Consider the following 23,801-nt stretch of genomic DNA (forward strand, 5'->3'; position numbering starts at 1 on the left):
GTGGATGGGCCTTAACGGTACTATGTGGAACTGAGCTAAAACATTTGCATTGGTAAAAGCTGGAAGCAGGAATACACAAGCTTAAAGCTAATTTATACTTTTTAATTATTCGCCTTTCGCTTTTGCTAACTTATCAAACTCCACCACTCCTGCCCTGGTGGCCCATAGCTTGTACATTGCTTCAAGCTCGGCTACTTTTTGAGGATATTGGACACTCAGGTCATTTAACTCGGAGCGGTCCGTGCTGATATTATATAGTTCCCATTTATTTTCGGGGCGTTGAGAAACCAGTTTCCAGTCGCCTTGCCTTACAGCACGATTGCCTTCGTGTTCAAAAAACAGCCCGTTATGCCCTTGCCACTTCTGGCCTTTAAATACCGGCACCAGGCTTATACCTTCTGTTGGCGTAATGTTATTGCCATGATAAACTTTAGGATAAGTTGCGCCGGCCAGATCAAGGCAGGTTGCCATCAAATCGATAATATGAGCGGGCTTATTAATAATTAAGCCGGGCTTAATCACATCCGGGTAGTAGGCTATGAAAGGCGTTGCAGTGCCGCCCTCATATTCCCAGTGCTTAAATAAACGAAACGGTGTATTACTTACATTAGCCCCCAATGACCCGTACGATGTAAAAGATGTTGGATCATTTGCCGGCTTATTGTTTGCAGCCAATACTTCAGGAGTAAAACCCGGACCGGCAATAGTTTCGTTACTGGCCCCATTATCCGACAGAAACATGATCACTGTATTTTTATCCTCACCCAGCTCTTTAAGTTTTTTCCTGATGCGGCCTATATTCTGATCCATCCGGTCAACCATCGCAGCATATACAGCCATTTTGGTATCAAATTGCTCTTTTTCTTCTGCCGTTAAGCTATCCCATTCCGGCACGCTCTTGTCCCTTGGCGAAAGCTTTTCATCCTTAGCGATGATCCCCAACTGTTTTTGACGTTCGAGCCGTTCCTGCCTGAGCCCATCCCAACCTTTCAGGTATTTGCCTTTATATTTGGCAATATCTTGTGGCAATGCCTGAATTGGCCAGTGCGGGCTGGTAAAAGCCATGTACAGGAAAAATGGCTTGTCTGTGCCTTTATTACCTTCAATAAACTTAAGGGCATAATCTGCATAGGCATTAGTTGAATACCAGTTTGGCCCTGGTGTGTATTCCTTATCATCTAAAGCGATGGTAAGTTTTTGATTAGGGCGGTAAGGCATTGTTGGAGTAAAATAACTGCTTGCCCCATCTATCAAACCAAAATAATGATCAAATCCGCGTTTAACCGGCCAGCGCGAGGGGGCTGTACCCACATGCCATTTGCCTGCCATCAATGTATTATATCCGCTTTGCTGAAGTGCCTCGGCTATTGTTACGCAGTTCTGGTTGAGATAGCCCTGATAAGCCGGAACATCGCGATGGTTTACCATATCGCCCACCCCTGCCTGATGCTGATAAAGGCCGGTGAGTAACGATGCCCGGGTTGGACAACAGCGCGACGCATTGTAAAACTGGGTCATCCGCAAACCGCCTTTGGCCATCGCATCCAAATTAGGTGTTTGCGTTTCGGACCCGAAACAGCCAATATCTGAGTAACCCATATCATCAGCCAGGATAATAATGATGTTTGGCCGCTTAGCCGCATGCTTATCCTGGGCGAATATCGGGTTGCTTACTATAGCAAAAAGAGAAATGATTTGGAGGAACTTTTTCATAGGGGTAGCTATAAATCGTTATCTATTTGAAATTAAGAACAATGTCCTCCCTGTTGTTATGGGAAGTTTTTATCCAAAGCAAATGAGTGGTTTTATCATAATACCAGCCCGCTGCTTTATCTAATGCTCCAACACCATCGGCCATTTTCAATGCGTCTTTATTTTCTGTTATTGAAGATGGTTCCGTATCACCGGCCCTATGTATTTTGGCCAGATAGGTATGCTGGGCAGGAACAAAGCTACCTGCCGGTTTCTTAATCCGCAATTCCCAGCCACCGGCAGCATTTGTCAATGTAATGTGAGTGATCGCCTTGTCCCCATGCTGATATTTTAAACTAACACCGTCATCTTCGTACAGTTTAAACTCCGACGCTTCCCGATCAGGAAATACATCAAGCATGATCACATCTACCGGCTTTTCGTCCATATATTTCATAGTCGGCTGCATTGGGATAATGCTTCCTGCCCTTACAAAAATGGGCAAATGATCGGCAGGGGTTAAGATATGGATATACTGTTTCCCAGTATATTTTGCGCCGGTCCAGTAATCAAACCAGGTTCCGTGGGGTAAATATATGGTACGGGTTTGTGCACCTTTTACGGTAACCGGGCAAACCATCATGTTATCGCCAAACAGGTATTGATCGGCTATATTGTACGTGTTGGGATCATCCTGATATTCCAGCACCAAAGCACGCATAAGTGGCATACCGGTTTGGTATTGCGTGTAAGCATTGCTATAGATATAGGGTATCAGCCTGTAACGGAGATCGTCGTACTTTTTAAAGTTAGCCAAAGGTTCGGCCCCATAATTCCAGGGTTCTTTATAACCTGGATGGTCCATGCCAAAAACCATAGCCACGGGGCTGAACATGCCAAACTGTACCCAACGAATGTATAACTCAGGATCGGCTGCATGTTCAAAACCGCCCATGCAATGTGCCCAATATCCAACGCCCGACAGGCCAATATTTAACCCGGCCTTTATAACCGGAGCAAAGTACTGCCATTCGCTTGGCCAGTCGCCCGCAAAAATGAAGGGATAACGTTGGATCCCTGAATAACCTTCCCGGGTTTGATTTAATCCGCGAATGCCATTATATTCCTGAAATTTTAAATACGGAGCTTTAGCATAAGCGATGGGAAATACATTATGAAGTTGTGCCACTTCTCTACCAGTAGGGCCAACTTTCTCACTTTCATTGGCTAATGAACCAAAGGCACTGCCTTCATCTGTTTTCAGGAATTTAGCACCAATTGAGGCTACTTTCATCACGCCGTTATCCCACCACCAGTTTGCAGCCTGCTGATCGAAAAAGTTCACAAACTCGCCCGGTTTGCCATTTTCGGGATAGGTGAAACCTTTGGCCTGTGCCTGATCAAGCAGGTTCAGATTTTTAGCGTTATCAAACCTTGGGCGGATATGCAGCCCCACCATTTTAAAGTTCATGGCATACAAGCTATCAAACATGGCTTTAGGGTCTTTAAATGTTTCGCGCCATTCAAAGGTCGTGGCCCCCTTACCCCCCTTTTTACCAAACAAGCGCCAGGTAGAATCAAGGAAAAGAATATCAACCGGGATGCCCATCTCGCGCATTTTGCGGGCCAGTTCTATTACATACCTGTCCGAAGTAAGCTCCTCATGCCCCCAGGTGCCGCCGCTATAAGTGCCCATGTGTAAGCCAAAAGCAAACCTTGGTAACAAAGGCGATTTACCTGTAATGCTTAAATAACTGTTTAAGATAACCGGGAATGTTGGGCCGTAAATAAAGTAATAATCCAGTTCGCCATCATTAGCCTTAAAGCTGTACTCATTATCAGTTTTGCTGCCCATATCCCATTCGGTTGCCGATGAATTGTGCAGGTATATGCCATAGCCCTTAGTGCTCATAAAAAATGGCACCGGGCAATAATTGGCCTCGTTGATGTTATAGGCACCAAGCAAGTTGTTTTTGATTTTGCCCCTACCTACATTGAGCTTTACCAGTTTGTTACGCTGGTCGGTAAAATCCATACGCTCACCAAAGCCAAAGAAATGCTCATCGGGAAGCAAGTCTTTAGTACACATAACCATATCACCTATGTGATGCAAACCTCCATTTTGTTTACTATCAGGCACGTACTCTGATGATAACATCACGCCCTTGCTGTCTGCTACATTGATTATAAACGGCGATTTAAGTACCGTGATAATCAACGCCGATGTTTGGATTATGTATGCAGACTTAGCATCAGTTATTTTATAATCAACAGCTGGCCATGTATAGTTTTCCTGCATTAAATGCTCATTTGGCGCAAATTTGCGGCTCCAGCTGGCCCTTACCCGAAACATGGATGCTGAGCACAACTCAATTTTAACATCTCCGTTGGTGTTACTGAAAAACAAGGTGTTGCCATCTTTTTTGTATCCGGATTTATTGCTGCCGATACCCGTTTGCGCAGAGGCAGCTATCGCAATGAAAACAAGGGCTAAAAACAGGGGGATCTTTTTCATTACTTGCTCAGTTTATAAACTTCGCTGCCTGCCAGCAGGAAACATCCCAAACCATAATCTTCGAAATCGGGTACATTGTTAAAGCCAACAGGCTGGCCATCTTTTGGTTCTTTGCCTGTTCCCTGTACAAAGCCAAGCATACCATCAGGATGCAGGCACTCTTTTGCCATGGCATTCCATGCTTTGAAAACTATCGGTAAATAGGTTTTCTTTTTCAGGATGCCGTGATTTACGCCCCAGGCCATACCGTAAGTAAACAAGGCTGTACCCGACAGTTCCTTGCCACCAAAATTGGTCGAATCTTTCAGGCTCACGTTCCAGTAGCCATCAGCACGCTGTAATGGAACCAAAGCCTCAATCATTTCTTTATATACTGATAAATATTCATTGCGGTGAGGTGCATTTTTAGGCATAACTTCCAGCACCCGCAGCATGGCGGCCACTACCCAACCATTCCCACGCGACCAGTAACAATCTGCACCATTAGGCTCTTTGTACGGTGCTACAAAGTCTTTATCCCTCCACCAAAGATGATCTGCCGTGTTATACAATCCTTTGCCGCCGTGTACGGTTTTTGAGTAATTGTAGATGTCGAACATCTTTTCATAATACTTATTGTCGTTATACACCGCACCGAGCCTGGCATATACCGGCATAGCCATTTGCAGCGCATCTATCCAGTTCCAGTCATCCCTTTTTTCGCTGTTCACCATCAGGTCGATGCTTTGCTTTATTTTTTCAATCCGTTCGGGCTTTTTATCAATCAGGTAAAGATCAATATAGGTTTGCCCGCAGCATTGATTATCTGCATTACGGGTATCAACAGTCCCGCGGGGGCTCCATTGGTGTTTCTCGCCCCAATCAACCGCATAATCATAGTACTTTTTTTTAGCATCAATTTTATACATCGCCATCAGCCCTTCGTAATAAACAGCCCTCGTCCACAAATTACTGGTACGGGTAATACCCTTTACCGTAACAGAAGCTCCCGGGTCGGGCCATTTCTGCATAAAATAATTATTGGCCAGGGTCATACCGGCCAACACCTCTGTTTTTGCAGGCTGTTGGGCAAATGCACTACCTATTATACCCATAACAGCGCATGTGCTTAATACCGTTTTTATTGTAAGCAATAATTTATTCATATCGTAGATTTTATATATCCGTTTTAAAAAACACGTTAAACATCAAGGCATTTTCTTAAGCCCTTCCCACTTTACCTTCCACTTCCCATCTTTTGGAAAACCGGGATTTACAGTGGTTGAGCCGTCCCAGCCCGCACACATCATGGCTACGGCGGCCAGTAAGCCGCCATTACCCGGCAGGTACATGCGCAGCCGTCCGTCCTGGTAGTTGTGGCCGTTGGTTAAGTAGGTATTAGTTTTTATTGGCATAAATAAAGCGTCGATAGCTTTTTCGGGCATGTTTAACCGGGCGGCGGTCATGGCCGTCATCGGGAAATCCCAGCCCCAGGTATCCTTCCAATCCCATACATCCCAAACCAGGTTAAAGGTTTTCTTCATTACCGTGGTATCCAGTTTATCATTATAGGGCAGCATACCGTAGGCAGCTAATACCGCCGGGTGATCTGTTTTTAATTTAGGGTTTGTATAGGCATCGGGCGAGCTTTCGGCAGCAAGGTAAACGCCATCCTTTTGAGGTAACAGGGCCAGTTTATCGAGGATTTGTGCATACCTTCTATCTGGCGGCATGCCCAGGCGTTTGCGCCATAACTGGGCCGTATTCAAAGCCCAGCGCCAGTATTGCAGCTCGTATGTTGGATTATATGTTTCTTCGGGCTTATAACGTTCCTGCGCCAGGATAATGCCCTTGCCCAAATTATACCGGTCATGTTCCTTGTCATAAGTGGGGAACGAAGCCATAAAATCTGCATCCGCCAGTACAAGGTCTTTATATTTATTGAGGGTTTCCTTATTCGAGTGGGCGCGGTAATCCAGTTCGGCAAAATAAATAAAGTGAGGCTGCTGCCAAATGAGGAATGCCCCTACCGATGATGGGCTTTCGTTACCGTCCGGGTCGGTCATTTTTTGCCAGCGGATCCCATCATATCCTTGTCTTTTGGCAATAGCCCGGGCATTGGCTTTTACATGATGATACCAGCCCAAACTGTTTTCAAGCAGTTGCTCCCTGCCCCAAAGCGCAAAATGAATACCGTGCCACCAGTGCATTTCGAGGTGGGGTTTGCCATACCAGCTGTTATATGTTAAACCAGTTTCCTGCGGAGGCTGATGGCCTGAGCATTGTATTTTGGTAAGGTATTGGGACAGCACCACCCTGCGTTCCAGTTCCTTTGCGCGGGGATCGGTACTGCCACTGAAATCAACCGCTCCGCCGCTTTGCCAAAAGGCTTTCCATTGTTGTATACTGTTGGCTTGCGTTTGGGCAAACCCAGGTAAAACCGCTGTGGATTTCTGCGGATTAAACGAACAGGTAAACGTCAATTCACCGGTTTTACCCTGGGGCGATAACACAAACTGATGAGCAGTTGTATTATTAACGGAAGCTACACCATCCCATGCAAGGCGGACAAAATACTGGTTAGTATCTAAACGATGAATGATCATCGACTGACGCCCCCCTGAACTAACAATTGCCGAATAGTGTTTTTGCGGATTTTTCCAGTTGTCACCATAGTCTGCAAATTGGTTGGTGGGGAAAGGGAAACGTAGCCTTACCTTAAGCCTGCCCTGCGCTAACAATGGCGACTGAACTTTTACCGCTATCAGATCCTGCCCCTGATGCGCGTAAGTTTGGACTGTTACCAGCTCACCATCAAAAGTAAAAGAGCTGCTGATAGCGCCTGTCCATAAATCGAGTTCCTGCCGGATATTTTGAATATCGGTTATCTGTGCCTCGCTTCCGTCTTTATGCAATAACAAAAAACCAAGGTTACCCAATTGCAGGCGATGTACATTTTCCCTGAACCAGTTGGCAGCATTCCTGTTACGGCCGGCCTGGTTCCATTGTACCGAATAACTTACGTTACGGCCATTGAGCGCGTAGTTTTTTAATGTTTCATCAAACTTGTAACCTGCGGTATCCTTAAAGCTGTGCCATCCCCACTCCGACTGCGTGCCTAAGGGGATGCCCTTATCGTAATGCTCAGGAAAAGTTTGCAAACCTGTAGCATCAACCGTAAAAGCAAAACGGCCGTTGCCAACAGATAGGGAAGATAGTGTGTCGGTGTCATTATTTATGACGTTGTGCCTTTGCACCAAAGCCTTACGGTTTATTTTATCTTGTGCCTTCAGTAAAACCGGCCAAACAACCGTAAAAAATGCAAAATATACAAGCAGTAGTTTTTTCATATCAGGCGTTATGAATCTATTTTAAATATGAATGGCGATGCTGTCATGTATTTACCGCCCTGCGAGGTAGTAAACATGTAGGTGGGTTTGCCATTTTGAAATAAGAGCTGGGGCCTCTCAAACCGGCCGTACTTGTTAAGGTATTTCGGTGGCGGCGGTTGATTGATATGATAATATTCGGCGTTAAAATAACCTATCTCCGGCTCGCTCCATTTTTTACCGGTTTTTGATTCCATGTACAAACCATACTGGTGATTAAATACGCCCATATCCCTGGCCAACATTTTAAAGCGACCTCTATCGAGCCAAACAAAAGCATCTTCCAGTTGGGCATTGTTACCACGTCCCGAAAAATCGATGACCGGATTGCCGTCGTACTTGATATAAGGGCCTTCCAGTTTGTCGGCAATAGCTAAACCGTATTTGCGGTTACCCTTTACCAGCCGGTCGGTTGATGTTTCATATTCCTTAGTGTTCCATGATTTATAAAACAGCCAATATTGCCCGTTGGGATGTTTAACAAACGCCGGGTTGGTGGTACAATGATCATCCCATGCCCCTTCAGGGCCGGGCAAAAGCAACGGCTCATCAGGGCGTGTCCAGGGACCATCAAGTGAATCGGCTGTAGCCAGGCCTATCCGCTTTGTATTTGTTTTACCGTTGGAATTGCCCATAAAAAACAGGTAATATTTACCATCAACTACTTTTATCGACGGATTATGACAGGTAGTAGCATCCCAATAACCTGGACCGCGCGGAGCAAGGATTGTTTCTAAAAATTTAAACTCACTTTCCGGTGTATCTGCCACAGCATGGCATATTTCTGATCCGTTGATCCATCCGCCCATTTTCTTTGAAGCAACCCACCTCGAAAAAAACACATGGATCCTGCCGTCGGGCCCCTCAATAGGACTGTTGCACCAAACGTAATAACCCTCCATTTCCAGCGCACGACCAACTGGCTTCAGCTTTTTGGCAAATGCCGAAACATGATCATCTGAATTACCAAAGGCCAAACCCGGCAATAACGCCATTGCCGAAACCATGCTTAACTGTTCAATAAAATCTCTTCTTTTCATCATCCGGACACAATCATTTACAGAACCTGTTACTTTAGATATTTATTGAGCGCCAACTGATTAAATGAGCGAATGCCCTGAATAACCATGCTGGCATTTAGCTGCGCACCCGGCTCAAGCGTATGTGTGGCATCAGTACCGAAGTAAGTTGATTTAACTTTTGTTTCGCCCTCCGCATCGTAATCATCGGCAATCAGTTTATTTAGGTCGATGAAAAAAGCCCCGGTTTGTTCGCCCAACTCACGCGCCCATTGCCCGTAGCTGTTTTCATTGTTACGTCCCGCAGATTTACCATCTTTCCAAACATTACGAGGTATCGGGGAGCAGATAATAGGTGTTGCGCCCTTCGCCTTAATATCAGCAATAAATTTGCGCATATACCAACCGTAGGTATGTACCATCTCTTTTACTTTCCGTATCGGGTTGTATATTTCCCGCTGCTCGTCACCGATGCCTTTGATAGTTCCGCGGGCCCGGGCTGTATCGTCAAGCGCGCCGCTATCATTGTGGCCAAACTGCATGATCACAAAATCGCCGGGTTTAACTTTAATCAATACCTTATCCCACAAACCCATGGTTTGGAAGGTGCGACTGCTGGTGCCACCAAGCGCATCATTTTCGACCGCTACTTTTGTTGTATCAAAATAAGGAGCTATGTAATTCCCCCATCCCCATAAACCACCATCGCCTTTGCCTTTACCATTTTTTACGGTTGAGTCGCCTATCAGGTAAAAGGTTGGCTTATCAGCCGGCTTCATCAACATAAAAGAAGATAACAGCATAACCAGGGCAAGCAGTAAGCCTAAGCCGGCATTTGTACGGATCATATTTTTCATAGCAGCCTGAAATTTAGTTTTTAAGGTATTTATTGAGAGGATTTGCAGGATTGGCCCTGATGCCATCAACTACTGATTCTGCATTCACGGTAGCACCCATTTTGTTAGTGTGGGTATGATCTCCGGGGAAGAATTTCTTAACCGAATCAGCTCCCCATTGATCATATTTATCGGCTGTGATGCGGTTCATATCAATGAAAATGACTCCTTCCTGCTGTGCCACTTCCTGCGCCCATTTGCCATAATCATTATCGGCACGGATAACTTTGCCATCACGAAACTCATTCCGTGGGATCATGGATAGTACGATAGGCGTTGCACCTTTAGCTTTAGTATCCCTGATAAACTTGTGAAAATACCAGCCATAGGAATGTACTGTTTCTTTAGTGCCATTGGGCCAGGTAAGTTCTACCGTTTCATTACCTGTACCCTTTAATACACCCCGATAACCGGCCTTTGTAGTATCGGGTTTACTGCCCTCATTATGGCCGAATACCATCAGCGCATAATCGCCAGGCTTTAAAAGCGAATCGACCTTGTGCCACCGGCCTTCCTTGATAAAAGTGCGCGTACTGCGACCGGCCATGGCATGGTTTTCAATATTGATCTTCGACAGATCGAAATAGTATGGGATAATGCTCCCCCATCCCCAGGTTTCTTTATCGTTATTATGCGTGGTTGAATCGCCAATCAAATAAATGGTTGGCTTTTGCTGATTGATAAAAGCCGGCCCTGCAAAGGCTATTATTAATAAGGGTAAAACCAGTTTCAATGCTTTCATGTTATTTTTTGATGTTTTTAGGCTTCAGTTCATCCGGCGCACCATTGGTATAGGACACAAACACCTCTTTTGAAGCAGTTTTGAAAAGATCATCAACAGTTTCCATCGCTATGCTATCAACAGGTTTAAACTGCGGTGAAGACATGTATTTTAAAATACTGTAATATAATTGCTTTGCAGCAGGCCTGTCGTCGCCGGTTGTTGGCGAAAGATCGGCGCTGCTTACCATCAGGCTCCCCTTGCCCATCCTTGCTTCAAAGAGCAGTGCTAAACGGCGGTTCATGAACCAGGTATCAATAGGCTGAATCACCGGGCGAAATGTTGCCGAAAAATCTTCCAGATGCATTACCTGAGCGTTCGACAGGATATCCCACCATTGTATTTCGCTGTATGATGAGGTAGGAAAATCATTAAATGCAGGATGTTTAGGATCGCACAAAAAACCCAGCGTATGCGGCGGGCGCATTTTAAACCAGGAGGTATTCCAGAAAACCGGCGTGAACGTTTGTATAATTTCCTTACCCTTGATTACCTTACCCGAGGCATTCAGAAATACCTTACCACCATTATTAAGCACCTCTTTGGCCTTATCATCCAGCGAAGTAGTATAATACACATCGGTTTTTACAGCAGGCAATGTTGCCGGATACACCCAAAAATCCCAATCGTTTACATATTGGGTATTGGGCACGGATACTTCAAGGTTCAGTTTTACCGGCGATTTTATTTTTGATAAAGCCACATTGATCACCCCTGCCTGCTGGCAGTTACCCATTACATAGCTCTTTTGATCAAGCACACCCGCACTAATTACCTTATGCTGTGCATCAGTTAATTTCCAGTTAAGCGTGGTTGTCATGGGCTTGCTATAGTTAAACAGCTCAACCTGCGCCTTTAGCGTTTCGTTGTTTTGATACACAAACTTTTCGGTACGGATTAGCGGCACTGTTGCATTGCAAAACCGTGCAAACTGCTTTGCTGTTATATAGCCCTTACTATCCCAAAAGGCATTGAGAACACCAACCAGGGCAGTACCCTGCCCCGGATAGTCATTTAACGAAAGCAACTGAAAGCCTGAATATCCGGGTGTACGCATGGCTTTTTCAATTTCATGTTTGTAGCATAAAGCCTGTAATTTACCCGAAGCCGTCAGGAACTTTTCGGCCTCATCGGCCATGCCATGATCTTTGAGATCTTCCTGAAAAAGTTCAAAGTTTTTAGCTTTATAGATGCCGGTATACTTCTTGATTTCCTTAAAATCAGGAAAGGCACAATACTGCCCCATTTCATGAGCTACAAACGGCACATTAAACTGGGCTATCTGTTTGCTGTAATCCGAATAACTTTCGGGCCGCTGGTTCCAGGCCAGTCCACGTGCACCCGCACGCGCCATATATTCATTATTGGGGATTACCGGCCAGCTGCCGCCTACCGCTGCACCGGTATAAAGCCTGCGCGGGTCTTTGGCTTTCCAGTAATCAACAAATTTGGTAAGGTATTCTACTTGCTTACCGCTGGGTTCATTGCCATAAGCCATCATACAAAACGAAGGATGATTACCATACCACTTAACCATACGGTTTGTTTCGTCATAAATATATTGGTCGATAGGCCGCCCTAAACCCAAGCCACTACCATGGTTTGCCCATGATGGCCCTTCCACATGTAAATAGAACCCTGCTTTATCGGCTGCCGCAAAAGCAGCCTCGGGCGGGCACCAGGAGTGGAAACGCATATGATTAAGCCCGTGTTCCCTGCAAATTTTAAAGATCCTGTCCCATTCTGCTTCGGTAGTTGGCGGGTAACCTGTAAGCGGGAACTCACAGTTGTTCACCGTACCGCGCAGAAAAACAGGTTTGCCGTTTATGGTAAATGTTTTGCCATCGGCCTTAAACTCATGCATGCCAAAATCCACCTGCCTAATATCTGTTGATCCATCCGCAGTATGCAGCGTTGCTGTAAGTCGGTATAAAACCGGATTAAATTCATCCCATGTCTGCATTTTTACGCCCATTGGCAAATCAATCGTTAACTCTGCTACACTATCCTTGATATCAACAGGCTTACTTACAACTGGTATTAGCTGTAAAACCTGGCTATTAAATGCTTTAGCCGAAAGTGTGATTTTACCGTTAACAGCTCCGCGTTCTGTTTTTACCCGTATTTTGATGTGGGCTGTTTTTTGTTTCAGGTCTGGATAAATCTGGATGTCATCCAGCCAGGTCTGGCTTCCGGCCCTCAGCTCCATTTTGCCGATCACCCCATTCCAGTTTCCTTGCGTATGATCTGTAATGCTATGAGAATCAGGACCGACGTTGATAGCTTTAATGCCGTTATCAATACACAATGTAATTTCATGTTTTCCGGGCGATAAGTGATCTCCAAGATCATACTGATGCGGCGCAACAAGGCTGTTTTGCATACCAATTTCGGTACCATCAATCCATAACCGAGTTTCGGTATGGGCCCTTTCCAGGAAAAGCACAAGGTGTTTATTTTTCCAATCTGCAGGGATAATTACCTCTTTTTTATACCATGCCGGCCCAGCGTAATATTTCGGCGGTGTAAGCCAGAATGGGATTTTGAGATTACCGGGAACCCTATACTTAGCCAAACGCGGGTTGTAAAACCATGAGCTGTCGTAAATACTTCCCGTCCATTTAGTTTTAAGGGTAATGTCATCTCCTTTTAGGTTTTGGGTCATAGAACCCGGCAAGTGAATAATATCCGCCAGTGATTTTAAAAACCATTTCTCTTCAATCCCCTTGTCAGTCGGATCCATTTGAAACTGCCACAGGCCCGCCAGCGAAATAACATTATCATCCTTTTGTGCCGAAGGGACTGACCAGGCACAAAAAAGTAACCCCAAACCTGCACCCAGACAAATAAGGGTTCTTTTAAAAAACTTGTATTTATTATTGACCAACCCCGGTATCATTTAAATTAAGTTTTGTATTATCCTGAGTAGTGATCTGTGAGTTTTTCCACTCCCATCCTTTTGCAAACTGAACATCGCCCGCTGTGCCTGACTCAATGTTAACCCCATCAAAATGAAAATTTTGCATGGCAGATTCTTTAAGACCTATGGCATTAATGGCCTTTTTTGCACCTGTTACTTTAATATTTGAAATAAAAACATCCTTAAAGTGTGGAATCCCTTTTTCGGCAGGCTCCACTTTATGCAGGATCTTTTTCCAATGATCGGGCAGCGTTGCCCCATTATAACCATCGGGCAGTTTAGAATAACTATAGGTTGGATTCCAGTTCATGGTAATTTGAAAAGCCGTGCCCACACCATTCATCGTTATGTTGGTAAAGTGGATGTCCTCAACTGTGCCACCCCTTGTAATGGCCGACTTAATATTTAAGCCGTTACTGGTTCCGTTACCTTTCAAATCTGTAGCAAGCACATGCCTGATCCCTCCAGAGGTTTCGCTGCCACAGGTAAGCAATCCTGCACCCGCCCTTGATACACATTTGCGGATCACCACATATTCGGTTGGTTTATTTACCCGCAAGCCATCCCAATCGCGACCGGCTTTGAGGCAAAAATCATCGTCGTTACAATCAATATCGCAGTTTTGCACAAGGATCCAGCTGGATGAATCTATATCTATACCATCTGTTGAAGGTCCATGCCCGTCGACATTATTACGAATGGTAATGCCATCAACAGTAACATGATCAGAATAAAGCAACTGTACCGTCCAGAACCCAGCTTGTTGCAGCGTAATATTTTTAATGGTAACATCCTGAGAGTTGGAAACCAGCAGCGTACGCGGACGTTTGGCGTCATAATCAACTATCCAGCGTAAACCTTTAGGATCATATTCAGCCCGCATTTTCCGGTAGAGATCCCAAAATGGCTTACCCTGTGCATTTACCAATCCTTTCCCGGTAATTGCCACATTAGTCTGCCCTGCTATGTTGATTAAAACAGCCGGCCATTTCATTTCGATACCGGCAACGCGGGTATCAATTTCGGGATAATCTTTTAGATCCTGGCTACCCAACAACTCTACTCCCTCATCAATATTCAGACAAACATTATTCTTCAGAAAGATAGAGCCGGTTAAATATTTACCCGGCTTAAATGTGACTATACCGCCACCTTTGGCCGAACACTGATCAATAGTTTTTTGTATGGCGGCAGTGTTTAAGATGCTGCCATTGTTAGCTGCACCGTTATCATTAACATACCAAACTGTTGTTTTTTCCGGAGAGTGTCGGGCCCCAACTTTTTTTGCCCAGTCCAGTTTAGTTTGCCCGTTAACTGCATTTGCGGCAATAATTATCAGAAAAAAAGAATAACGTAATAATTTCATAGGCAGCGTTAAGTTAATAGTACTAAGTCTTAAGTGAAAAGTTAAGCTCATTTTTTTGACTTAGAACTTAAGACTTTCGACCAATGACTACATTGGGTTATTCTCTAAAATGGTTTACCCTCCGACAACACGAAGGATAAACCATTTTTATGACGATCAAAATAGTTTGTTCATCATTTCCCCGAAATCAATATCCGGGATTTTGTGAGTATAACCCAGGAGCCGCATCCAATTGTGTTTGCGGTACAGGGTAAATAACATAATTAGCAATAACCGGTTTGATAGCTTTCTGGGCATCTTCCTTGGCAATCCAGCTGTTCATAATAGTTAACAGGTTGCCACTTCTTTGCAGATCAAACCAGCGCGAACCTTCATCGGCAAATTCCCTGCGGCGTTCGTCAAACAGTTGAGCAAGCGTTACACCTGCCACGGATGGCAGCCCGGCACGCGTGCGCACCTGGTTAACAATAGCATCCACATCAGCCTGCGAGCCTCCGGTTGCACCGTTCAATATACACTCGGCCTTAAGCATCAAAACATCAGTGTACCTGATAGCGATAAAGTTAATGCCCCAGTCAAACCTACTGGCAGTTGGAATCTTTGTTATATCAAGCCATTTTTTAAAGAACGGGCGGTTTTCTGTACTTCCAGCATTTGTATAGCCTGCGGTGTAGATACTAAAAGCCTTGCGTGTATCGGCAGCGTCATAGCTGTTGGCCAGATCATTTGATACCGGGATAATCTCCAGGCTTCCGTTCGATTTGGTATCCTTGATAGATAAAAAATAAGCGCTTGGTGCAAGCGTCCATGGGTATGAGGCTCCGTAAAGATCACTTGTACCGCTGATACCGCTGGTATACATCACATCAAAAACGGCCTCTTTATTAACGGCAGGGCTTTGATTAGCATATGAAAATATATTGCTGTAAGTAGGCTCAAAAGCGAACTTACCACTACTGATAATATCCTGCAACAAAGGCAAAGCTAAATTCCATTCGTTTGATCCGGTTCCCGGCCCTTCAATACCATAATTTGGCGCGGATTTAGCCATATACACCTGTGCCAGCAAGGCTTCCGCTGCATATTTGGTAGCGCGACCTACGTCTACCCCGGTATACGTGGTAGGTAAGTTAGCTATGGCCGATTGCAGATCGGCTATAATCAGTTTGTAAACATCAGCTACAGAACTGCGGCCGATAGAATTAGCTTCAGGCGCAGTAACCGGGTGGTCAATGATTGGAAGCTTGCCGAAATACCTAAGCAGATCGAAGTAATAAAATGCCCGCAGAAACTTAGCCTCGGCCTGTAACCTGGTTGCTAATGAAGCCGAACCTATGTAGCTGCCATTTTTGGCAACCTGGTCAAGCAGGGTATTAGCCCTGAAAATACCGTTAAAGTCGGTGCCCCAGGCTTCGGTAACGTAAGCGTTTGCTGCTAATGATGGCGAAAAATCATTCACAGGGTCCCAGTCACGCACGGTGACAGAAACACCATAAATATTATCCGAACGAATTTCAGACATATTAGCTAACCGCACCGGGTAATTGTGCAGATCGGCATAAATGGCATTGGTAGCCTGTAAAAAATCGCTTGGCGATTTGTAAAAAGTTGCTGTTGTTGAAGCTGATATAGGCACCTGGTTTAAATCCTTATTACAGGAGGCCATTAAAAATGCAGCTGTTATGGTTGATAGAAAAAATATCTTTTTCATTTTGATAATGTTGAAATAATTAAAAAGTAACATTTAACCCAAAGATCAATGATTTAGCCAGCGGCAAGCCTCCGTAATCACCTGCTTCGGGATAGTTACTGTCCGAACTGATGGCTGTGTTTTGCGCCTCCGGGTTGAAACCTCCATAATATTTGTCATGCCCGAAGAAGTTTTCGGCCGTAACATACAAGCGTGCTGCTCCTAAAACTTTGGTTTTAAAGATATTTTTAAGATCGTACCCTAACGTGATATTTCTAACCCTCGCATAATCTGAAGAATACAACCAATCGGTATTGGCTACGAAACCAAATGTAGAATAGGCTTTGCTAACGCGGCCGGCGCCCTGGTTTTCAGGAGATCTCCATCGATTATCATAAAATGCAGGAGCATTATCAGTAAAGCCCTGGCCGGTACGGGTTATAGCCCTGCCCAGTAGGGAATAAACAGATCCTCCATTTTGGCCCTGCACTAAAACAGTAAGGTCGAAACCTTTCCAGCGTACAGTATTGGTAATTCCCCAGGTGTAATTAGGGCTGGGGTGGCCAACAATTTGTTTATCAGCTTCGGTTATCACACCATCGCCGTTCAGGTCCTGGTACTTTGGATCACCAACTGTTTCACCGGTACCGTAGGTTGCCACATGGTTATCAAGATCGGCCTGTGTAAGGAAACCGATTTGCCTTACTACATAGATACTGTTTATTGGCTGACCTACGCGCAAAATAGCGTCTGAAACATCAAAGGAGTTTGGAATAATAATTTGTTTCTGGTTACCGTAAAGGCTTACGATTTTATTTTTGTAATGACTGATATTAATTGATGTGCTCCATTGAACTTTGCCAACCAAATTACGACTTGTCAATTCCAGCTCCTGACCAATGTTACGCACTGAACCTGCATTACGCAGCTGGCTGCTGAAACCGGTAGATTGCAGGATAGGTACATTCAGCAACAAGTCGGTATTTAGTTTGTTATAGTAATCAAATGAACCGGTTAAACGATTGCTGAAAAACCCGAAGTCGAGGCCCACATCATAAGTTTGTGATTTTTCCCATTTGATATCTGGGTTTGGTAAGTTACTTGGTGCCTGCCCGATGGCTAAAGCCTGAGGTGAACCCAAAACATAACCATATGAACCTATTTGCGAAATACTTCCATAATCGGCAATGCTGTTATTACCATTTACGCCATAACTAAAGCGTAGTTTCAAGTCGCTCATTACAGGCAGCTTTTTCATAAAATCTTCCTGTATGATACGCCAGCCTACAGATGCTGAGGGGAAAATACCGTATTTGGTATTGCCGCCAAACCTTGATGAACCATCTTCGCGTAAGCTTGCAGATAACAGATACTTGTTCTTATATGCATATTGCGCGCGGCTAAAGTAGGATACCAACACACTTTTGGTGCTGGAGGTACTGCCTGTTACCGCTGCGGCAGCATTTAAAGTTTGGATAACGCTGCTGGTATAACCGCCAACTGATGATAATGAAGACTGATCTAAACGATCTGTATTATACGACTGGCCTAACAATATACTCAGACTGTGATTTGCGTGAATAGTGGTATTATAAGTCAGCGTGTTTTCATTAACAAAGGTTTGCCTTTTAAAGGTGCTGTATGATCCTGAAGTATTAGCTGTTAAATTAGGATTTTTAGCAGCATCAAACGTTCTGGAAGCAAGATTACCGGCTATGGTATACGGTGTGTAGCTATTAGTGGCATTGTCAACATTATCAAGATTCAATGAGCTTCTTAACGTCAACCCTTTTATAATTTCGTATTCGGCAAATATGCTGCCCAGTGTGCGGTATTTTTTGGTTTGCCCTACCTTGTTCTCCAATTTAGCTATGGGGCTGTTTGGTGAATTACCCCAGGTGTATTGCCCATTCTTAAACGCATTAGGATATAAGCCTACCGTATCTTCCTGGATAGGGCTATAGCTTATAGCCTGGTGAAAAATATTATCTTTTCCCTCAACACCCGGATCCTGCGAAATTGAATAGGTAGGCGCTATGTTTAAACCTAATTTCAGATTTTTGGCAATACGAGCTTCCACATTGGCCCTGGCCGAGTAGGCTTTATAACCCAGGCCTTTCACAAAACCATCCTGGTTGGCGTAGTTGCCCGAAATAAAATAATTTACAAATTCATTGCCACCGCTTGCGCTCAATGCCTGGTTTTGCATAGCTCCTTTCTGCTCAATCGCTTTCTGCCAGTCTATATACTGCAGCCCGGGATGGCCCGGCATGGCCCATCTTGGATCGAGCATATAGGCTGAGCTAAAGGCACCGCCATTCATCGCCTGGCGTGTTGCATTATCGTCACTGGCAGTTGCTCCCTTTGCACCATATTTGAGCACATAGGCAGCATTGATCATTTCGGTAGCCCTGTCAATCCATTGGTCGCCGTTAAGCATAGGTAAATATTTGGCGGCAGCATTGTAACCGTAGTAAGCACTATAGTTAATTTTAGCCTTCCCCGATTTTCCTTTTTTAGTGGTGATCAATACAACGCCGTTTGACGCCCTTGAGCCGTAGATAGCCGCCGCTGCTGCATCCTTTAAAACCTGGATATCTTCAATATCGTTCGGATTGATATTATCAAGCGGGTTTCCTGAGCTAAAGCTACCACCGCTGCCTATCGCCGATACAGACAAAGGAAAGCCATCTATTACATACAAAGGCTCATTACCGGCACTGATAGAGCCACTGCCACGCACATTAACACTAAATGCTTTACCCGGCACACCTGTTGTTTGCTTGACAGTTACACCTGCCATTTGGCCTACCAAGGCCTGGTCAACACGGGTTATAGCCCGCTCGTTCAGGTTATCGGCCTTGAAGGTGGCCTGAGATCCGGTAACGTTTGCCCGTTTTTGAGCTCCGTAGCCGATTACCACCACTTCGTTTAATTGCGATTCGGTTTCAGTTAAGGTAACGTTGATGGTGTTGTTTGAACCTACGGTAACTTCTTTAGCATCAAAACCGATTGATTTAAATATTAATACCTCTCCTGTTGAGGCCTTAATGGCGTATTTTCCGTCTATATCGGACGTAGTACCCGATTTCGTGCCTTTTATTTGCACGGAAGCAGCCGAAACCGGTTGGTGCTTACTATCTGTAATAGTACCCGTAATGCTAAGCCTTTGTGCCAATGCACTGTTTGCTCCTGCCACACAAAAGAGCAGTAATAGCAATAGCATTTTACAAGAATGAATAAAAATTCTTTTCATAAAATCAAATTAAGGGGTTTACTGTTTGGTACAGTTTGGGTTATAATTGTATAAACGAACATAAAAGTTAATTTCAATAATACCATCCTGTAGTATCCTGCTCCGATACATTAAAAACACAAAAAAAGGCGACCAACATGACCACCTTTTTGAAATACACCCTTAAATAATTACTTAACAAACAACGGCTTAACCGGCTCAAGTGTTACCGGACCAATCAAACCGGAAGGCTTCGGTTCCCAGTTTATAGCCGTAAAAAGCCCGTCCGGTCCTTTAGAGCCGGGGCTATGGGATTGAAAATTGGTATTATAAAATATACGGTAAGGGATATGCTTCCTATCCATATCAATGATCCGGTTAAGCATGAGGTTAGCTACCCTCACTTGCAACTGGTTAACCGTCCTTAACTGTGCTGAAGGTATGGTGATCACATACTGCGGACCGATGAGCGTGGCCAGCTTTTTTCCGTTTAAATAAACCTCTGCACTTTCATTAACTTTCCCCAAATCAAGCTTCCAAACAGCAGCATTTTGCACCGGCTTTTTAAAGGAGATAGCATAACTGCCCGTTCCGGAAAAAGCCTTGAGATCATCACCGCCTAAATCAGTCCATGATTTGAGCGCTGCGGTTTTTATTGGCTGAGGTAATGTCGGACCACCTTCGGTAAAGCTCAGTGTCCACGTACCATTGATAGGCTCTGATTTACCTGCAACCTGATAATAAGGATACGCTGCTATTTGAGTTTTTACAGGCAGGGTTTGTAAAATAGAGCTTTGCCCCGGTGATAATTGCAGATAAACGCCGGTTTTGCCATCGGCCTGCTTCCGGGTTTTAGCCAATCCATAATTTTTTGTCATGGGATCAAATACTACTACTGATGCAGCGCTAACGGACAGGTCTACCCAACCATTAACCTGGTTGCCGCCATTATTTGTTATAAAGTAGCTGTTCCCATTTTTATAAGTACGGCGTACAAATTGCAGCCCTTTATCGGTCATTTGTTCCCTGTTTATTCCCGCCGCGTCCAGTAACGGAGCAATATCATCTGCTATTAAAAAACGGCCTTTGCCAACTTTGGCAATTTTAACACCATTATTTTCAGCAGTAAAATTAAGCCCGGCAAGCAGTGTTTTAAATGCTTTTTCGCGTTCCTGCAACCCGGAATATCCCGGAACACCCGATGGAAGATTTTTATACACCACAATTGTTGCCCCGGCCTTTGCCAAATCCACCATTTTATTAAAGGTTTCGAGCGGGATATATCTATTATCAGGCAAAAGGATAGTCTTATAATTAAGACCGCCGGTAAGCAAATGACTACCGGAGGTTTGTAAATCCATTATTTGCTTATCTGATATAAAATCAAACGTGTAGCCCTTTTTAAGCATTTCTTCGGCAGAGGATTCAAAGCCTGTCCCCTTAAAATCGGGTTTCATGGCATCATAATGCTTAAGCAAGCCCCTATCCCCCGGCTCGGAAAAGCTATCAAATAACGGGTAATAAACCAATATATCATTATTGGGCTTTCCTTGCTGCAAAAACGACTGACAATTAGTTATGTATTGATTTAAAGTTGAGAAATCATTCCAGAACGGGTTAGTTTGATTAAAGTGAACTGCAGCATAAAATAACCATCCCGGCCATTGGGCATTTTGAGGCGAGTAACTGATGCCGTGATAGAAAATATGGTTTACGCCTCCTACAAAATATTTATCGATAGCCTGTTTCACATCTCCCAGCGACGATAGAAAATGATCATTAAGCCATGTTGCCGACTCGGACGATGCAAGAGGTTTTCCCATTACATGTGCTGCCGATGTGGCAAATTTAAACCGCAACACATCATCGCCCTCTGTTTCGGGAATATCAATAGCAGCATACAGATCCAGTATATTTGATGGGGAACCGTGTGATTGATTGCGGATTAAAGCGCCCCTGGTTTTGGCCCAGTCATGCCATGGTTTGGTAAAATCATCAAGCAACAGGTCGGATATGGTTTGGCGATAGTCGCATAGTATGCGGCTATTATTTTCCTTATTATCATTACCTAATAAAGCCGGCAAGTGATCGCGCAGATCGTAACCGCGGCGTTTAATAAATTCGTCAAAAAACAGCGGGGTAAAGTTTGATTGCCCGCGGGCATCATCCACTTCGTACGAGTCATTAAAATATGCCCTGATCCCGCTTAAATCCTGGCCTTTGAACGCCTGGTCAAACCGGGCAAGGTAATGATCAAGTGCCGGTTTGGAAAAATGATCGATAACATAACCCTCACCTCCGGGAGCCGCACGCTCAACCATCTTACCATGCCAACCCTGAAAAAGTGCATACAACTTCCATTCGCCGGCGGGTGCTGTCCAGTTAAGTTTGCCGGCTGCATCAACTTTATCGGTAAGGTTCAATACCTGCCCCTTGTCATCATAACCCATTAAAACCGTTAAAGGGATCCGTTTCTCAAACCTTACCTGGTCAAGGGCCATTAACTGGAGGTTTTTATTGCTGCTAATGGGTTCAACAAGGTCGGTGATCTTCGGAGCCTGGCCGTCCGCCCTCACCAGGGGCTGCTGCACAAATACCACGGCGTCGCTTAATTTTTCGCCACCTTTAACGTCGTAATTTTTCCAGAACAGTTCTTTACTGGCATCTTCGTTAGTAACCCAGGGGCCGCCGAAAGGCCAGCCGGTAGCATTAGCCAAATCAATGCCCATATTCAGCCGCTTTGCCTCTGTTAGCGTATACTTTAACATATCTACCCATTGCGGCGACAGGTATTGTATAAACTCATTTTCGTTCCCTTTTACACCATAAATCGGCGTTATTTCCAAACCACCCAACCCGGCTTTATGGTAGCTCTCCATGTTCCAGGTCAGGTCTTTTTTATTTACCGCGCTCCCTTCCCACCACCAACGGGCCCAGGGCTTGGTTTGTTCAGTAGTTGCAGGCCAGCCAACTTGTGCAGACGCTGTTTGCGAACCTATTGCCAGTGCGAATGCAACAGCTATTTTAAAATTATTTTTGATCAATGACATCCTGTTTGGGGTATTAGTGTTTGGCAATTTCTACAGCGTAAACGCCCTCATGGCCTTCAAAATTGGCCCTGAAGATAACCCATTTTTCATCGGGCGAAAAATGCACATTAGGCTCCAGGTGGTAATTATGATGTTTCATGTTTACTAGTTTTTCTGATTTAAAATGATCGCCGTTAGGCTTAAACAAATAGATCCACATGCCATCGGGTGCTTTGGCTACTTGCCCGGAATTACCTCCGTCGCCGGCAAAGGTTTGCTCATCTTTAGTTACATTAAAGTGGATCGACCATTCGTTCCTGTCCATTTGATAAACGCGGTCTTCTTTTCCTGTTTTCATATTAATGCCTGCCAGAAAAAATGTTTGCCCCTTGGGTTTCTGCAAATCAAACCACTCGGTATTACCCAGCGGTGAAAAAAACTCGTGGCCTGCTATTTCATTTACCATGGTACGTTTATGCAACAGCTTGTTTTCGCCGGTTTTTATATTGATGTTCCAGATCCGGTCCACCTTCTCCCAGGGGCCTTCATGGCAATAGGAAAGGTTATCAGGATCTGTAGGCGAAAAAAGCAGGTGATTTGTCCATTCGTTTTCCTGGTGTATTTGTTTCAATGTTTTATGTTTAACATCGAGCACGTATAAGGTATGTTGGATATGGGCATCATAGATCCTGTTAAAGAAATCATGCTTTTCGGGATATTTTGCAAGTATTTCACGCTCCTGCTCACCGGTAGCTTTAACAGAGGCCATATAGGTTCCATCGGCATTTACAGTACCTACCCTTCCTTTAAAGTCGGGAGAAAAGGCGTAAATGAACCTTGTTTTATGGGTGTTAACATTTACGGCGAATATACTGTCGGCACTTTGGTAAAACGCTTCACGGGTTTTGGCGCAAACCATCTCGCCGGATACTTTCGACCTGTTTGTTAACTGCTCTATTTTCTGAGTTTTTAAATTAACCGTAAATAGCTGCTCTCCCTTGTCCGTTTTACCATAAAATACCATTAGGTCGCCTTCATTCTTTATTTGAGGAACAAAAGGTGTATTGTTGAAGTAAAAACTGCCATTGTCATTTTCGCGGTTCACCAGGCGGATTACCTTATGACTTGTTTCACTATCAATCCACTGTGCGGGCATAGGTTTGGCGCCACCTGTTTCCATTACCTCCTGGGCTTTTACAGCGGTCATGCCTGCTTGTAAAACAACAAGCGTTAATACAGCCAGTTTTTTACTCATTATCATTTTTATTAAAATTTATATGCTCCGACGTT

Annotated in this window: 13 protein-coding genes; all 13 read right to left on the reverse strand. The window is 44.5% G+C overall.

Annotation, left to right across the window (positions count from 1 at the left end):
* Nucleotides 1-105: 105 nt before the first annotated feature.
* Entirely contained in the window at nt 106-1,713 is a 1,608-nt protein-coding gene (locus J3L18_RS11430) for an arylsulfatase (protein WP_129567726.1), read from the reverse strand.
* Between the two features lie 22 nt (nt 1,714-1,735).
* Nucleotides 1,736-4,207, reverse strand: a complete 2,472-nt coding sequence (locus J3L18_RS11435; RefSeq protein WP_129567727.1) for a glycoside hydrolase family 31 protein — start codon at nt 4,205-4,207, stop codon at nt 1,736-1,738.
* Nucleotides 4,207-5,352 carry a glycoside hydrolase family 88/105 protein gene (locus J3L18_RS11440; RefSeq protein WP_129567728.1) on the reverse strand — a complete coding sequence of 382 codons (1,146 nt, stop codon included), beginning with the start codon at nt 5,350-5,352 and terminating at the stop codon, nt 4,207-4,209. Before J3L18_RS11440 ends, J3L18_RS11435 begins: the two co-directional genes overlap by 1 nt.
* Nucleotides 5,353-5,394: 42 nt before the next feature.
* Nucleotides 5,395-7,536 (reverse strand): hypothetical protein, encoded by a 2,142-nt coding sequence (locus J3L18_RS11445; protein ID WP_129567729.1) that lies wholly within the window; start codon nt 7,534-7,536, stop codon nt 5,395-5,397.
* Nucleotides 7,537-7,544: 8 nt separating this feature from the next.
* A complete protein-coding gene (locus tag J3L18_RS11450; RefSeq protein ID WP_223266068.1) occupies nt 7,545-8,618 on the reverse strand; it encodes a glycoside hydrolase family protein in 1,074 nt (357 codons plus the stop codon).
* Between the two features lie 26 nt (nt 8,619-8,644).
* The gene (locus tag J3L18_RS11455) at nt 8,645-9,451 is read right to left on the reverse strand and encodes a rhamnogalacturonan acetylesterase (RefSeq protein ID WP_129567730.1); all 807 of its coding nucleotides are present in this window, start codon (nt 9,449-9,451) and stop codon (nt 8,645-8,647) included.
* 13 nt (nt 9,452-9,464) lie between these two features.
* Nucleotides 9,465-10,232 carry a rhamnogalacturonan acetylesterase gene (locus J3L18_RS11460; RefSeq protein ID WP_129567731.1) on the reverse strand — a complete coding sequence of 256 codons (768 nt, stop codon included), beginning with the start codon at nt 10,230-10,232 and terminating at the stop codon, nt 9,465-9,467.
* Nucleotide 10,233: 1 nt separating this feature from the next.
* Complete coding sequence (locus tag J3L18_RS11465; protein ID WP_129567732.1) at nt 10,234-13,170, reverse strand: exo-beta-1,4-galactosidase; 2,937 nt, start codon at nt 13,168-13,170, stop codon at nt 10,234-10,236.
* Complete coding sequence (locus tag J3L18_RS11470; RefSeq protein ID WP_129567733.1) at nt 13,148-14,557, reverse strand: glycoside hydrolase family 28 protein; 1,410 nt, start codon at nt 14,555-14,557, stop codon at nt 13,148-13,150. Before J3L18_RS11470 ends, J3L18_RS11465 begins: the two co-directional genes overlap by 23 nt.
* A gap of 187 nt (nt 14,558-14,744) precedes the next feature.
* The gene (locus tag J3L18_RS11475) at nt 14,745-16,268 is read right to left on the reverse strand and encodes a RagB/SusD family nutrient uptake outer membrane protein (RefSeq protein ID WP_129567734.1); all 1,524 of its coding nucleotides are present in this window, start codon (nt 16,266-16,268) and stop codon (nt 14,745-14,747) included.
* Between the two features lie 19 nt (nt 16,269-16,287).
* Nucleotides 16,288-19,503, reverse strand: a complete 3,216-nt coding sequence (locus J3L18_RS11480; protein ID WP_129567735.1) for a SusC/RagA family TonB-linked outer membrane protein — start codon at nt 19,501-19,503, stop codon at nt 16,288-16,290.
* 170 nt (nt 19,504-19,673) lie between these two features.
* Nucleotides 19,674-22,532, reverse strand: coding sequence for a glycosyl hydrolase (locus J3L18_RS11485; protein WP_129567736.1), 2,859 nt, complete (start codon nt 22,530-22,532; stop codon nt 19,674-19,676).
* Nucleotides 22,533-22,545: 13 nt separating this feature from the next.
* Nucleotides 22,546-23,766 carry an oligogalacturonate lyase family protein gene (locus tag J3L18_RS11490; protein ID WP_223266069.1) on the reverse strand — a complete coding sequence of 407 codons (1,221 nt, stop codon included), beginning with the start codon at nt 23,764-23,766 and terminating at the stop codon, nt 22,546-22,548.
* Between the last annotated feature and the right edge of the window lie 35 nt (nt 23,767-23,801).

The sequence above is a fragment of the Mucilaginibacter gossypii genome, assembly GCF_017569325.2.
Classification (GTDB): domain Bacteria; phylum Bacteroidota; class Bacteroidia; order Sphingobacteriales; family Sphingobacteriaceae; genus Mucilaginibacter; species Mucilaginibacter gossypii.